The following is a 14,946-nucleotide window of genomic DNA, read 5'->3' on the forward strand; positions in this document are numbered from 1 at the left end:
TTGTGATTATTCCAGCATTAGACGTATTACAAAATCAAATTGTTCGTTTATACCAAGGTAAGTACGACACCGCTCAGTTTTACCCTTTTGAGCTTGGCGCACGTTTAAAAGAATACGCCGATAGCGGCGCAGGTAAATTGCACCTTGTAGATTTAGAAGGCGCACGCGATCCAAGTAAAAAACAGTGGCAACATATTCAAGCTGCAACTAAAGCGCTTAACGTACCGTATCAAGTGGGCGGCGGTATTCGCTCAGAGCAGGATGTAAGCGATTGGCTAAAAGCCGGTGCTAACCAAGTTGTTATTGGTTCAATGGCGGTAGAAAAACGCGAGCAAGTAAAAGCCTGGATAGAACAATTTGGCGCAGAGCACTTTGTTATTGCCCTTGATGTAAATAAAACAGCCACGGGCTGGGCTCCTGCAACCCATGGTTGGTTAAGTGAATCTGAGTTTGGTTTACTTGAGCTTGTAGATTTTTATGTAAGCTTGGGCGTTATTGACTTTTTATGTACGGACATCAGTAAAGATGGCACCATGACTGGCCCATCGTTTGAGCTTTACGAAGATTTAACTCGCCATAACAGCAGCATTAAAGTGCAAGCTTCGGGTGGCGTAAGTTCACTTGATGACATTAAAAAGCTTAAAGAGCTTGGTGTAGGTGGCGTTATTTTAGGTAAGTCACTACTTGATGGCGCATTTAGTGTTGAGGAGGCGTTGGCATGTTATCAAAACGCATAATCCCGTGTTTAGATGTAAAAGACGGCCAGGTAGTTAAAGGCGTTAAATTTAAAGGCCACGAAATAGTGGGCGATATTTTAACAATGGCAAAAGCATACAGCGATGCCGGCGCCGATGAACTGGTTTTTTATGAAATCAGCGCAAGTGTTGAAAAACGCCTACTTGATGTAAATTGGGTAGAGAGCATTGCCCGCCACATCGATATTCCATTTTGTGTGGCTGGCGGTATTAAATCGGTAGCCGATGCAGCACGTGTACTAGAGCGTGGCGCTGACAAAATAAGTATTAACAGCCCTGCTATTGCCCGCCCTGAGCTTATAAAAGAGCTACACGATGAATTTGGTAAGCAATGTGTTGTTGTAGGTATTGATAGCTTTTACGATGAAGTGACCGGCGAGTATTTAGTGTATCAATTAACCGGCGATCCTAATGCATCAAGCCGTACACGTTACAAAACCGAGGAATGGGTTAAACGCGTACAAGACTTAGGCGCAGGCGAAATTGTTTTAAACTGTATGAACCAAGATGGCGTACGTAACGGTTACGACAATGAACAGCTAAGTAAAATGCGCGCATTGTGTAATATTCCTTTAATCGCATCAGGCGGTGCAGGCAGTATGCAAGACTTTGTTGATGTATTTAAACAAAGCGAAGTCGATGGCGCATTAGCAGCAAGCGTTTTTCACAAAAATGTGATTAACATTGGCGAATTAAAACAATTTTTAACTGATAACCAAGTGGCAGCAAGACTATGCAAGTAACACAACAAAACCAAACTCAAGTAGATTTTGCTAAAAGCGAAATGATCCCTGCGATTGTTCAAGATGCTCGCTCTGGTGTTATTTTAATGCAAGGCTTCATGAACAGCGAAGCACTAAAGGTAACGCTTGAAAGTAACAAAGTAACCTTTTACTCGCGTTCAAAGTCACGTTTATGGACCAAAGGTGAGTCATCAGAAAACTACTTAAACGTAGTATCGGTGCATACCGATTGTGACTACGACTCAATTTTAGTACTGGCTAATCCAGAAGGCCCAACATGTCACTTAGGCACACAAAGCTGCTTTGGTGATGATGCAAAACCTAGCCTAAGCTTTTTAGCGCAATTAGAAGATGTGATTGTTGAGCGTAAAAACGACGACCCAGCAAAAAGCTACACCGCTTCATTATTTGCTAAAGACTTAAGCCGTAGCTGTCAAAAAGTGGGCGAAGAAGGCGTAGAAGTAGCGCTTGCCGCAATGAAGCACGATAACGATGAGCTTACTAACGAATCGGCTGATTTAATTTATCATCTTACTGTATTACTACAACGCCAAGGCTTAGCCCTAGAAGACGTTGTAAAATGCCTGCAAGGTCGCCATAAATAACGCGTGCTAAAGTAAGTTAAAAAGAGGCTCATATTTTATGGGCCTTTTTATTTTCCCTTTTAGTTGAATAAATGATGTGTGTTATAGTGCATGGCTCAATTTATCGGTTACTGTGAACTATGAAAAACTATATTATCCTTCTTATTATCGTGTTTATTTTAGCGGGCTGTACAAGCAAAACTAATCAGACTACAACCAAAGCTACTACAACGAATCAGTCTGTAAAAACCACAGTCACATCCGATGAATGTAGCAGCATAAATAAACTAATAAATGGTTATGAGTTTGGTTTTAATTCAATCAAAACAGATAAAGTGAATAACCCGTTTTCAAACCAATGGCGCACTAATACTCATATCATTGGATCTGCCTGTACAATTACTTTAAATAAGTCTGAGCAAGTAAGTTACCAATGCCAAACACCTGTTAAAGCGCAAACGCATGCAGTAAATTCGCATCAAACACTTGCTGAACAGTTACGCCAATGCCTATCAAAAACAGGTTGGTTTGAAAGCCAAAAAGAAACAGCCAGTTCAATTTACAGCACCTTTGTACTTGATACTAAAAATCCGGTTATTACACTGTCTACAAATCAAGAAGGTAATGGGTTTTCTACTCGCTTTGAAATTGCTCCACCGTTAGGATTTTAATAATGCGAAAAACGAATAAAAACACATCTAAATTAAAAAGCGACTGTTTAGGCATATGTGAACGTCGCAGCGGTTATTGCACTGGGTGCGGTCGAACTAATGAAGAAATATTTGATTGGATCATTCTCTCTCAAGAAGAAAAAAACGCCATTTTAGCACAGCCGCGAGCTGACTTAAAAAATCCATAAATTTGCCACTTGCGTGTAACAGCCCCTCTTTAGTATTGCTGAAAACGCTAGGGGGTGAACATCATGGCAGCATTATTTGTAATAAACTTAGCGCGCTCAACGCAGCGACTCGCAAATACTCAAACGCAACTGGCACGTGTTAGCTTGCCATTTGAACGTATTGATGCCGTAGATGGCGCACAATTGAGTACACTACAAAAGTACCTACATTACAGCCCGCAATTGAATAAACAACAGTATCACTATCCGCTAAGCAATGGCCAAATTGGCTGCTATTTAAGCCACCGTAAAGCATGGCAAAAAATAGTTGATGAGAAATTAAAATACGCGATTGTGCTAGAGGATGATTTTTATATTGATGACAGCATTCATAATGCGATTAAAAATATTGAGCAGTTAAACCAGCCCTGGCAACTTATTAAACTCGCAGCCTATGAAAACCGCACTCGCCCTATTGCCTATCAGCAAAACCTAAATAACCACCAGCGATTAGTCATACATAAAAAGCTAATGACTGGCTGCTGCGCTACAGCAATAAGCTATGAAGGGGCTAAACAATTACTTAAAGCCACAGCTCAATTTGGCCGCCCTGTAGATTGCGACTTACAACATATTTGGGAAACCCACGTAAATGGTTTTTCGCTTATGCCATACCCTGTTTCGCAAAATACCGACATACAGAGCGATATTGCAAGCTGCGCTACTAAAACCAAGGTTAAAAAAGCTTTTTTGAGGCGTAAAGCACAACAAATTAAAAGCTGTATCTTTAATAAGGTTTATACAAGCGCCTTTGTAAAAAAATTTAAACAGAATGAAAAAGGAGCCTCAAAGGCTCCAAGTTTAATTACTCAACGCTTATAACATCCTTAAAAGCTGAGAACCTGGTATGCCAGTTTGCGGTAATAACGCAGGGGTAACTGCAAATACTTCTGGGATTTTACTACTGATTTCGTTCATCTTTTTGCGGTTATTTTGTTTATCATAAACATAGTATTTAAGGATATTTCCGTATACATCATCTTTTGCATCAACCTGCTCTAGAGTTTTTAATGCCTTATCGTAATCAGCAAGGTAAATATATGCCAGTGCTAAGTTATCAGAAGAGCCAACATGTAGTTTCCCTCCAAGCTGTTTTGATAAATCTTCAAGCTCTACAACTGCAAGCTCATAACGCCCTAGTTGTATATACGCGGTTGCTAGTGAATTTTTTAAAAAGTAAGGCGGGTTACTACCAGGCTCATACCATTTTTCGTAAGCACTTAATATATCTTCATATTGCTCAAGTTTAGAGTAAACGTGATTTAGCAGCCTAAAGCTTTGTAGTTTGATTTCAGCTTCTTCAAAACCAGCAAGTTTATCTCTATTTAAGTGCCATTGTTGAATGCCTTGCGCAGCTTGGGTTAACAGTTCAGAGTTATCACTTTTTGCCCCTGCTGCACTTTTAAGAAGTTGTGCAAGTTGTTGATTATAAGCTTCACTTTTTACAGGTACCTGAGAAGTTTTACTACTTTGCTGTTTACTACTCGTATTACCATCTACAATTTGCGCTGCAGCTAAAGCACTAAAAGACATTGCCGCCGCGACCATAACCAAATATTTACTTTTCATTGTTTTTTCCTTGTTTAACATTTTGATCCTCTGAATATTAAAGCTCTTAGAATGAGCAATATTCAAAAGTGGGGGGGTAAAAAAGTTGTTTTTATTTATAACGTTTTGCTTTTTTAGTAATAAACTGGCTAAATCTAATTGGTATTTATCTTTTAGCTTTTCCATACACAATTCGTCACAGCTCAGTTCAAGTTGTTCTCGCGCTAAACCAGTTAACTTTAAGCAGATAGGATTCCACCATAAAACGCTTTCTATAAAACAAATAAGCCACGTCCAATAAATATCACCTTGTTGTAAATGGGTTGCCTCGTGCTGAATGACTGAATCTAATTCTTCACGATTTATCATCGTCGACTCTAACCAAATAACAGGCTTTATTAATCCGGTAGCAAAAGCTGGCTCTGTATGGGTTGTTAGCCTAATTGGATACTGATTGTTGATGTGTTTAAGTTCAGGACTTGGCTTTGAGTTAATGTATAGATTTTTTATAAGCTTTACATATAAGCCCATGCGTAATAAAAACAATCCAAAACCGGCTAAAACTAAAACCATAAAAACATTACTAAGTGATGGCAATAAGTCCCATATACCCATATCGCTTTGTAATTCGTCCTTAGTTGCTACTTGTTCAGCGTTTGGTATTAATGCTTTAACATCGGGAATTAATTGCGCCACGTTGAATGTGTAACGATTTGTCCCTTCAAATAACGGTAGCTGGGAAAAGTACTGCCAAGGGACAAACCAACATGCCAAGGCAATCATTAAAATGTAAAAGTTTAATCGTGCAGGGGCATTTTTTAATCCTTTTACTGTAAGTAAAATACATAAGCTAATAAGCGTGCAAGTTAGTAAATAATCCGTCATTACCCTCTCCTTTAATCTAACTTCTTATTTTTTAAAAGCGTTTGTAAGTATTCTATATCTTCATCATTTAGCTTTTCTTCTTTGATAAAGTGGGCAATTAAACTACGAGAATTACCTTTAAAAAATCGTTGCATAAAACTAGGCATAGCTTGCTCCGATAACGTGTCTTGAGTCACGATTGTTCTAAATACGATAGCTCGCCCTTCAAGCCCACAGCGCTCTATAGCACCTTTTTGCTCTAGCCTATCAACAATGGTTTTAACCGTTGTATAAGCTACTTTTTTATCTTTTTGTTTATCTGATAAAAGTACTTTATGTAGTTGACTCGCAGTACAGGGTTCTTCCTGCCAGAGCAGCTGCATAATATCCATTTCAAAATCACTAAGTTTCATTGTCGCTCCTATTACTACATTTGTAGTTGTACTGTTACAAATGTAGTAGTAAGTAATCTTAGTGTCAATACAAAATTGTCATATGAATAAAAAACAAACGGTAGAAATATAAAAGTCTTAGGAAGGTTTTATAAAAAAGGTAGATAAAATAAAGAGGTATACTTATTAATCGATTTTAGAAAAACATAAAAAACGAGAGTGTATTTTCAACTAACGCTTTTTATGTTTTAAGCTTTTTATGAAAGGTAGTGAGGTAACTATGCTTTATCGAGCGCTTGGCTTACATCCGCAATTATGTCAGCAATGTTTTCAATACCGACTGATAGGCGAATTAAATCGCGGCTCACACCTGCGCTTGCAAGCTCTTCATCGTTTAATTGACGGTGCGTGGTTGATGCTGGATGACAAGCCAGCGATTTAGCATCGCCAATATTAACTAAACGCAGGATCATATTTAGCGCATCAATAAAACGCGTGCCTGCATCAAGTCCGCCCGCGATACCAAAACTTAAAATGCCTGAGGCCTTACCACTGGTAATTTTTTTACTCATTGCGTTATAAGGGCTTGATGTTAAACCCGCGTAGTTAACCCAAAGAACTTTAGGGTGATTTTCTAAGTATTCAGCCAGTTGCTGCGCGTTTTCGCAGTGGCGATCCATTCTTAAGCCTAAGGTTTCAAGGCCGATTAAAATGTCAGATGCGTTTTTAGGGGCAAGCGCTGCACCAGTATTTCTCAGTGGCACTACTCTACAACGTCCAATAAAGGCTGCTTCTGCAAAAGCGTCGGTATACACAACATTATGATACGACGGATCGGGCTCATTCATCATTGCAAAACGTGTGGCATTGGCTTTCCAATCAAATTTACCTGAATCAACAATCATACCGCCAATAGCTGTACCGTGTCCGTTTATATACTTTGTCAGTGAATGAACCACTATATCGGCACCTAACTCAAATGGACGGCATAAATACGGGGTCGCCACAGTATTATCAACAATTAGCGGCACACCTTTGCTATGAGCAATCTTAGCTAAACGCTCAATATCGACAATATTACCTGCAGGGTTACCGATAGATTCACAAAAAACAGCACGGGTGTTGTCATCAATGGCATCTTCGAATGCGCTAAAGTCATCAGCCTTAATCATACGCGCTTCAATACCTTGGCGGGGTAATGTATGGGCAAATAAATTATACGTACCGCCATATACTTGGCTGGTGCTGACAATATTAGTGCCTACTTCACATAAGCATTGAATCGCATAGGTAATAGCTGCCATGCCCGAGGCTACCGCTAGCGCACCAATGCCCCCTTCCATTGCAGCAATACGCTGTTCAAGCACGGCATTAGTAGGGTTCATTATGCGGGTGTAAATATTACCTGGTACTTTTAAGTCGAATAAATCTGCACCGTGTTGCGTGTTATCAAACGTGTAGGATGAGGTATTGTAAATAGGTACTGCTGCTGATTTCGTGGTTTCTTCAGACTCGTAACCATGGTGCAGTGCTAATGACTCTAATTTCATAATTAATTCCTTTAGTAAATTATTAAAACATACCACTTAAAGGTAATTAAATGCACATAAAAATATAAAAGCAAAATAAAGAGATATTATAATCAATAAATACACAATTTAAGATTAAACTAGTTGATTTTATTTTAGAGCACCTACCAGCTAATACTAGAGCATGAACTAAACTTGTTAATTCTTATTGTCTATTAAATTATCACCTCAATAGATAGCAGACGCTGAATGTGAAGTACTGATATAACTCGACCGATTTAAGAGCCATGGCACAGTAAAAACCCAACAAATACGCCTTCATGCTGCTGTATATGGAAGTAATAAATTAAACGAAGTCTTAAATCGATTTATGTTTGAATTAGAAAACCATTTAAAAAATGTTATTTAAACACGGTAGTTACATCGCACCCGTTACAAGGTTTACTGCAAGTTAACTATAAAAACGTATCGAAAAATCAATGAGGTCCTGCTCAGGTATTGGTTTACTAAAATAATATCCTTGAGCTAGATCGCAACCAAGTTCTTTTAATATTGTGAGTTGTTCTTTTGTTTCTACGCCTTCAGCGACAACTTTTAACCCTAAACCATGTGACATGGCAATTGTTGCTTCTACTAAACTGTAATCCTCATTATTTTTTGTAATCCCATTTATAAAACCACGGTCTATTTTTAGTACATTAAACGGGTACTTCCTTAAATAACTTAACGAGGAATAACCTGTGCCAAAATCATCCATTGACAATATAACACCTAAATTTGTTATATCGTTTAATGTGTCTGTAATGCTGGACTCTCCACTCATTAAAACACCTTCTGTAATTTCAAGTTCAAGACTTTGAGGTTCAATGTTCGCATTTGATAACGATGTTTTGATAAAGTTGAACAGGCTCAGGTCTTTAAATTGGCTAGGAGATAAATTTACTGCAATTGAAAAATTTCTGTTGAGCTGTTCTACGTTCTTCCATCGATTGAGTAAACTAAGTGACTCTTCAATAACAAACTCACCAATAGATATGATCACGCCTGTTTTTTCTGCAATAGGGATAAACTCATCTGGTGCCACACTGCCTAGTACAGGGTTTAGCCACCTGAGTAATGCTTCTGCCCCTATAATTTCGTTCTTTTTAACATCAAATTGCGGTTGGTAATAAAGAATGAATTCATTGCGCTGCAAAGCACCTCGCATTTGCTCTTCTATTGTTAAGCGTCGTTGGATTACAGTATTCATTTGATTAGTAAAAAACGAGTATGTATTTCGACCCAGAGCTTTGGCTTGATACATTGCCGTATCGGCGTTTCTTAATAAGTCAGACACAGATTTGCCATTATCTGGAAAGATTGCTACCCCAATGCTAATTGTTAACATTAACTCTCGCCCCTCAATTGTGAAAGGTTCTCGAAAATTCTGCAGGAGTTTTTCGGCAATACCCACGGCATTTTGTTGAGTGGAAATTCCTTTTGACAAAATAATGAACTCGTCGCCACCTAAGCGACCAATTGTGTCAGCTTTTCTTAATGCCCTTTGTAAACGATTGGCTGTTTCAATTAAAACTTTATCGCCTGCTTCATGACCTAGTGAATCGTTAATTTTTTTAAAATCATCTAAATCTAAGAAAAATACCGCTGCTTTTTCATCATTACGAGTCGCCTCAACTGTTAGCTGTGATAAACGGTCAAGAGCGAGTAAACGGTTTGGTAATTGTGTAAGGCTATCGAAATAAGCTTGTTTACGAATGAGTTGCTCTGATTGGTGTTGTTCTGTTATATCTCGAGTAATTATCATTATTTGGTCGTATTTTAAAACTTTGTTAATTCTTGCTTCAAAATACACCTGCCCTTGAGGAACGGACAGCTCATATTTAAACGTTACAATTTCATCTTGTTCAATTGCTTTTTCTATGTAAATTTCAAACTTTTTAGCAACACTCTTCGGTAAAATATCAAGCATATTATTACCAACAAATTGGTCAGGGGAGACATAGAGGGCATCTTGATTATTAGCATGGTAATCGATAATTATTCCATTATAGTCCATTAAAAAAAGCAAGTCTGGGATTGCTTCAAAAATGGTTTTTAGCATTTGTTCTTTAAATGTGGCAATGGCTTGGGCTTTTTTGACATCCGACAAATTAATGTCTATACAATACATTTGCTTGTTTTTAAATTCATTTTCAAACATTGCGTGGCTTGAATAAACGTATATGTCAGTTCCATTTTTATGTTTAAGTAATATTTCTGCAGCAGGGATTGCTACGCCTTCATTGATCCACTTTGTATGAGCCTCAATTACCATGTCTCTCATAGGGGCTGGTACTATCAGTTCTTCTAGCTTCTTTCCAAGTGCTTCCTCTTGTTTATAGCCATAAAGGAGTTCACTCCCTTTGTTCCAATACACAACTCGTCTTTGCTCATCATAACCTTGCACTGAGATTGAATTAACACTTTCAAATAATTGGTGCAATGAATCGTTAGTTACAAACTGTTTAGATAATTGATTTACAATTGAGTTGGCAGTCATGCTGAGTCTATCTCCTTTAAAATTTCCTTATTTTATAATAGAAGTTAATTGTTGAATTTCCATACACATATATTTAAAAAATAAGCTTAGGTTTATTATTAATTGTTGGAGCAATAAAAAAGGAGCCTTAGCTCCTTTATTACTATTTTTAAATGCTATTTAGTATCATTGGGGTGCTCAACACCCATCCAAGCTTTGAAAAGGGCTTTTTGTTTCTCACTTGCTTGTAAATTAGCAGTTACCTTTTTAGGTTTATCAAACTTTTCAGTTAATACTAATGTGAGGCTTTGTAATGCATCACGACGAATAAAGTCAATAACTACTTTATCACCAGGTTTAAACGTCTCAAGGCTAGACTTTAAATCTTTATTAACATGGAGCTTATTAATAGCTACAATTTTATCGTTAGTTGTTAAGCCTGCTTTCCACGCGCTACCACCGCGTTGAACATGCGTTAATGTTAAAAGCTGGCCGGTATTTTTAGCCACTGCGTCTATGCTGGCAATAGCCTTAGCAACTTTTGGTCGCTCTAAAGTCAAACCTACTTTATTAAGCAACTCGTCAAAATTAATATTTGCAGGTGAGTCAACATGCTCTTCCCACCAATTTGAATAATCGAGACCTGTCAGGTTTTGTAAAATGCTTAGTACGTCTTTTTCATCGAAGCCCGCTGGTAGCTTATGATTGTTATATAGTGCTTTATGCACATCACGGTAACTTACTTTTCCCGCTGTTTTTTCTAGTAAGTCAATATCAAGTACCATTGACAACAATGAGCCTTCTGAATATATGTTGGTACTGTAGTTGCGTCCGTGATCCCCACCTTGGTTAATCCATTTATCAAAACTCGTTTCACTGGCACTTTGAACTTCTCTGCCTGGTGTTTGTAAGTGTCGATTTATGGTTTTTGTTAGGCCTTTAAAGAACTCATCTGTCGTTTCAATGCCTGAACGCACTAATAAATGATCCTCAAAGTAGCTTGTTGAGCCTTCTGCAATCCAAAGTAATTTTGAGTAATTCATATTGGTGTAATCGTAAGGTACCAATCCATTTGGACGATATGCTTTTACATTCCAAGTATGAATAAACTCATGAGCTGCTGTGCTTATGAAACCTAAATAATCTTCACGAGAGCCAAATCGATCACGCGGCCTTTGAATTATGGTCGAATTTAAATGCTCGGTTGCACCACCAGCGCCAGAAGTAGCATGCACCATAAATACATACCGCTCATATGGGTAACTATCCCAAATTACATTACCGGTTGTTACTAGCTTTTTAAGATCACGCAGCATTAATTCAACGTCGTAGTTACCCTCTCCCCAAATAACTAATTCGTACTCACGTCCATCAACGTTAAATGAGTGAAGTTGGTTAATACCTGTTTCGATAGGCGAGTCCACAAGCACATCGTAATTAGCTGCCTTGAACGAATGAGTGGAATCTAAATTATCCATTCCAGATACTGAACGCCACTGTTTCGGAACATCTAAATTAACCGTTACAGGCTCTTGTCGAAATGATTCGCTAAACATAAAAAAGCCAGAAGCGTCTATAAAAGCGTGGCTATCATCAATATGGCGAGCACGTTTACCAAGCTCGTTTGCATAGACCTGATACCCTACACTTACTTCTGTTGGTGTATCAATGTGAACACGCCATGTGCTGTGATCAATTTTTTCCCACTTTAAAGGATTACCCTCTTTATCTGTTGGGTTAAAGTAACGTACGCCATTGGCAAGATTTAGTATTTCATAACGACCGGTGCGCCAAGAAGGTAATTTAATATCAAGATGGGCTTGTGCTGATTTAGGGAATTGAACGCGCACATCACCAAGATGGTGTTGGGGCTGTTCAATACTCAATGAGTAGTTAACATCTGCAAATGCAGATGCAGATAACGCAGCACAAATTGATAAAACTAATAACTTTTTCATAGAAACCTAATTAAGACCTTAATTGTATTCAAGGTTAACAAGCGAACATTTAAATGTGAATTAAAAGCGATAAACACTCATGTATACGAGTTTGTACGCACTAGGTTAATAAAATTATAGAGTTTTTACCGAGATAACTACACTTAATATAAATTTGTTGTAGACTTAGAATAATAAAATTACAAATCATGGTGGCTTGCCTAGGTGTCAGAAAAATCTACTGCTACAGAGAAAAAACTTAAACAAGCAATTGGTGCGCGCATGGCACTTGAAGACGCGCGAAAACATCAAGTAGACACCCTTTCTATTTTCTCATCTAAATTATCTTTAGCCTGTAAGGGTCTAGATACGGAACTTGATAACAGACTTGCTAACTTTAGAAGCGCATTAAATAAAGGCGTTGGTTTTGACGATTTATCCCCTTTAATCGACGAAACAATAGAGCTGTTAAAAAAGCAAGAAGCCATACAACTATCGCAGCAACGTGACCTGCAAGAAAGTGTTTTATCTGCTGGCAGACAACTACAAAAAACCAAAGGCTTGCCAGAGGGTACACGCCGCTCGTTAAGAAACTTACTTGATCACGAAATGAATAACGTCCACTCCACTCATGACTTTATTCCGCTACTAGAAAAATTAATAAGCTTTTATCATCAGGCATTAAACACAAAGCTACGTGCTGATAGCAATATTAGCTGTGAGGCCACGCCTGCACTAGCGCAAAAGCTGCTTGAACTCGCTAACGACTTAGTTCTTGAAGATGAAGCAACTGTAGAAATTAAACGTATTAAGAGCATTATATCTGAAAGCGATAATTTAGGGTCTTTGCTCGATACGGCCATAAATATAATTACTGTTGTTGTTAAAAATATAAATAAAGAACGAGAGTCAGCTCAAAGCTTTTTATCGTCGCTTAACCAAACAATTGAAGAACTACACAAATCAATAGTCGCTACAAGTAAGCACTCAACCTCAATGGGGACTGAGTTTGAAAACCTAAATAAAAGTATTAAAAGTAAAATAGAAAGCTTAAACGAAAAAACACAATCTGCGACTTCTATTTCATCATTAAAAGAGCTTGTTGATAATGAGTTAAAGTCGTTAACTCAAGACTTTATGGCAAAAGAAAAACTAGAACGCGAAGACAGAGAAATACTTGTATCTAGTTTTAATGAGATTAATGGCCGTATTGGCACGCTTGAAACAAAGCTTACAAAATACAAAAAACGCTTAAACGATCAACGTTTTAAAAGCCTGCTGGACGGGTTAACAAAATTACCTAATAGAGCCGCTTTTGACGAACGTTACAATCACGAAATGCATTTATTTAATGTTCAGCAATCAAATGTTACGCTGGTCGTTATCGATGTTGACCACTTTAAGTCAATTAACGATAGATTTGGCCACACAGCTGGCGATATAACGTTGCAAGTTATTGCAAAAGCATTACAAAAGTCGATACGAAAATCTGATTTTATAGCACGATATGGCGGTGAAGAATTTGTGCTATTAATGAGCGAAACCACTGTTGATAATGCAGTTGCACCGCTTGAAAAACTCAGAAAGGTTATAAAAAGTATCCCGTTTAAATTTAAAGACAAGCAAATTGAAATAACTATCTCCGTAGGCGCTACGCAATTAAAAAAAGGTGATACGCCAATTAAAGCTTTTGATAGAGCCGACGACGCTCTGTATGAAGCCAAAAATTCAGGTAGAGACCGCCTTTGTATAAGTAAATAATGTCATTCGATTATAAATATTGTAAATGTATGACTCAGTAGTAATTTACATAAATAGCAAGGAGTACGCCCATGTTAATACAGTTAAACCCAACTGGTGTATTAGATTTACTATCTCAGTTGGAGGTTGATTTATTAGAACAATCTTCTACCAGTGAACGTTATAAATTATTTAGGAATTGCGTGTTGGCGGTACTCAATGTAGGCAGCCACACAGACGAAAGTTCTCAAATATACGACAAGTATAAAGATTTTGATATTCGTTTGCTTAGCCGAGAGCGAGGTATAAAAATTGAGCTTGAAAACCCTCCAAAAACAGCCTTTGTAGATGGTGAAATAATCACCGGTATACACGAACATATATTTTCAGTTATTCGCGATATTTTATTTATTTGTCAAAAGTACGAAAAAGACCTGCAAGAACAAAAAGCCATAACTCATATGGTGTTTGATATGCTCAGAAATGCGCATGCACTTCGTGTAAACAGCGAGCCTAATATGGTGGTTTGTTGGGGTGGACATTCAATAAACGAAACTGAGTACAAGTACACCAAACAAGTGGGTTATGAACTTGGCTTGCGTGGATTGAATATTTGTACTGGTTGTGGACCTGGGGCAATGAAAGGTCCAATGAAAGGTGCCACCATTGGCCATGCTAAACAACGTATTAAAAACAATCGTTATTTAGGGTTAACAGAACCCAGCATTATTGCAGCTGAACCCCCTAACCCAATAGTAAACGAACTCGTTATTTTGCCAGATATAGAAAAACGGTTGGAAGCATTTATACGCACAGCTCATGCAATTATTATCTTTCCAGGTGGTGCGGGCACTGCCGAAGAACTATTGTACTTACTAGGGATTTTATTGCATCCTGATAACGAAAAGCAGTGTTTGCCCGTTATTTTAACAGGACCAAAACAAAGTAAAGATTACTTTGAAAAACTCTGTGAATTTATTGAAATGACACTCGGCAAAGAAGCATTAGACAAATTTGAAGTGATTATTGATGATCCGAGTTTAGTAGGTCAAAAGCTAAAATCTAAAATGGCCAATGTACGCGAGTATAGAAAAAGTGAAGGCGATGCGTATTACTTTAATTGGACGCTTAAAATTGATCACGATTTTCAGCAGCCTTTTGCACCCACACATGAAAATATGGCAAGCTTAGACCTACATTTGGATCAACCAAAACAACAGCTTGCAGCAAACTTACGACGTGCATTTTCTGGTATTGTTGCGGGTAATGTTAAAGATGAGGGTGTACGCGCTATTAAACAACATGGACCTTATACCCTCAGCGGCGAGCCTGCCTTAATGCAAGATATGGATGTACTTTTACAGGCTTTTGTTGATCAAGGTCGTATGAAACTTCCTGGTAGTAAGTATATTCCGTGTTACAAAATAAAAGCATGAGT

General features: G+C 37.9%; 13 protein-coding genes. 8 read left to right on the top strand and 5 right to left on the bottom strand.

Annotated features, from left to right (window positions below):
• Nucleotides 1-2 precede the first annotated feature (2 nt).
• From RF53_RS09045 to RF53_RS09070, 6 genes are all read left to right on the top strand, one after another.
• Nucleotides 3-737 (top strand): 1-(5-phosphoribosyl)-5-[(5-phosphoribosylamino)methylideneamino] imidazole-4-carboxamide isomerase, encoded by a 735-nt coding sequence (locus RF53_RS09045; protein ID WP_004586383.1) that lies wholly within the window; start codon nt 3-5, stop codon nt 735-737.
• Nucleotides 719-1,498, top strand: a complete 780-nt coding sequence (gene hisF, locus RF53_RS09050) for an imidazole glycerol phosphate synthase subunit HisF (protein WP_006793443.1) — start codon at nt 719-721, stop codon at nt 1,496-1,498. Before RF53_RS09045 ends, hisF begins: the two co-directional genes overlap by 19 nt.
• Complete coding sequence (gene hisIE, locus RF53_RS09055; RefSeq protein WP_010556207.1) at nt 1,489-2,103, top strand: bifunctional phosphoribosyl-AMP cyclohydrolase/phosphoribosyl-ATP diphosphatase HisIE; 615 nt, start codon at nt 1,489-1,491, stop codon at nt 2,101-2,103. Before hisF ends, hisIE begins: the two co-directional genes overlap by 10 nt.
• Nucleotides 2,104-2,222: 119 nt before the next feature.
• Nucleotides 2,223-2,753 carry a hypothetical protein gene (locus tag RF53_RS09060; protein WP_039037381.1) on the top strand — a complete coding sequence of 177 codons (531 nt, stop codon included), beginning with the start codon at nt 2,223-2,225 and terminating at the stop codon, nt 2,751-2,753.
• Between the two features lie 2 nt (nt 2,754-2,755).
• Nucleotides 2,756-2,941 carry a DUF1289 domain-containing protein gene (locus RF53_RS09065; RefSeq protein WP_006793440.1) on the top strand — a complete coding sequence of 62 codons (186 nt, stop codon included), beginning with the start codon at nt 2,756-2,758 and terminating at the stop codon, nt 2,939-2,941.
• A 63-nt stretch (nt 2,942-3,004) separates the two neighbouring features.
• Nucleotides 3,005-3,802: a glycosyltransferase family 25 protein gene (locus RF53_RS09070; RefSeq protein ID WP_039037382.1), complete on the top strand. Its 798-nt coding sequence runs from the start codon at nt 3,005-3,007 to the stop codon at nt 3,800-3,802.
• On the opposite strand, the gene RF53_RS09075 is transcribed toward RF53_RS09070, so the two are convergent.
• The 5 genes from RF53_RS09075 to RF53_RS09095 all read right to left on the bottom strand — a co-directional run bounded on the left by RF53_RS09075 (nt 3,797) and on the right by RF53_RS09095 (nt 11,789).
• Nucleotides 3,797-5,413, bottom strand: a complete 1,617-nt coding sequence (locus RF53_RS09075) for a M56 family metallopeptidase (RefSeq protein WP_039037383.1) — start codon at nt 5,411-5,413, stop codon at nt 3,797-3,799. The two genes, RF53_RS09070 and RF53_RS09075, sit on opposite strands and share 6 nt — an antisense overlap.
• Nucleotides 5,414-5,424: 11 nt before the next feature.
• Nucleotides 5,425-5,805 (bottom strand): BlaI/MecI/CopY family transcriptional regulator, encoded by a 381-nt coding sequence (locus RF53_RS09080; protein WP_039037384.1) that lies wholly within the window; start codon nt 5,803-5,805, stop codon nt 5,425-5,427.
• A gap of 257 nt (nt 5,806-6,062) precedes the next feature.
• Entirely contained in the window at nt 6,063-7,334 is a 1,272-nt protein-coding gene (locus RF53_RS09085) for an O-acetylhomoserine aminocarboxypropyltransferase/cysteine synthase family protein (protein WP_039037385.1), read from the bottom strand.
• 430 nt (nt 7,335-7,764) lie between these two features.
• A complete protein-coding gene (locus RF53_RS09090; protein ID WP_039037386.1) occupies nt 7,765-9,852 on the bottom strand; it encodes a bifunctional diguanylate cyclase/phosphodiesterase in 2,088 nt (695 codons plus the stop codon).
• 155 nt (nt 9,853-10,007) lie between these two features.
• On the bottom strand, nt 10,008-11,789 hold the full coding sequence (locus tag RF53_RS09095) for a M61 family metallopeptidase (protein ID WP_039037387.1): 1,782 nt from the start codon (nt 11,787-11,789) through the stop codon (nt 10,008-10,010).
• A 204-nt stretch (nt 11,790-11,993) separates the two neighbouring features.
• On the opposite strand from RF53_RS09095, the gene RF53_RS09100 reads away from it, so the two are divergent.
• Together RF53_RS09100 and ppnN are read left to right on the top strand one after the other, a co-directional pair.
• A complete protein-coding gene (locus tag RF53_RS09100; protein ID WP_039037388.1) occupies nt 11,994-13,529 on the top strand; it encodes a GGDEF domain-containing protein in 1,536 nt (511 codons plus the stop codon).
• A 71-nt stretch (nt 13,530-13,600) separates the two neighbouring features.
• On the top strand, nt 13,601-14,944 hold the full coding sequence (ppnN, locus tag RF53_RS09105) for a nucleotide 5'-monophosphate nucleosidase PpnN (RefSeq protein ID WP_039037389.1): 1,344 nt from the start codon (nt 13,601-13,603) through the stop codon (nt 14,942-14,944).
• Nucleotides 14,945-14,946 lie beyond the last annotated feature (2 nt).

The organism is Pseudoalteromonas sp. ECSMB14103, assembly GCF_000813065.1.
In the GTDB taxonomy this organism is placed as follows: Bacteria; Pseudomonadota; Gammaproteobacteria; order Enterobacterales; family Alteromonadaceae; genus Pseudoalteromonas; species Pseudoalteromonas marina.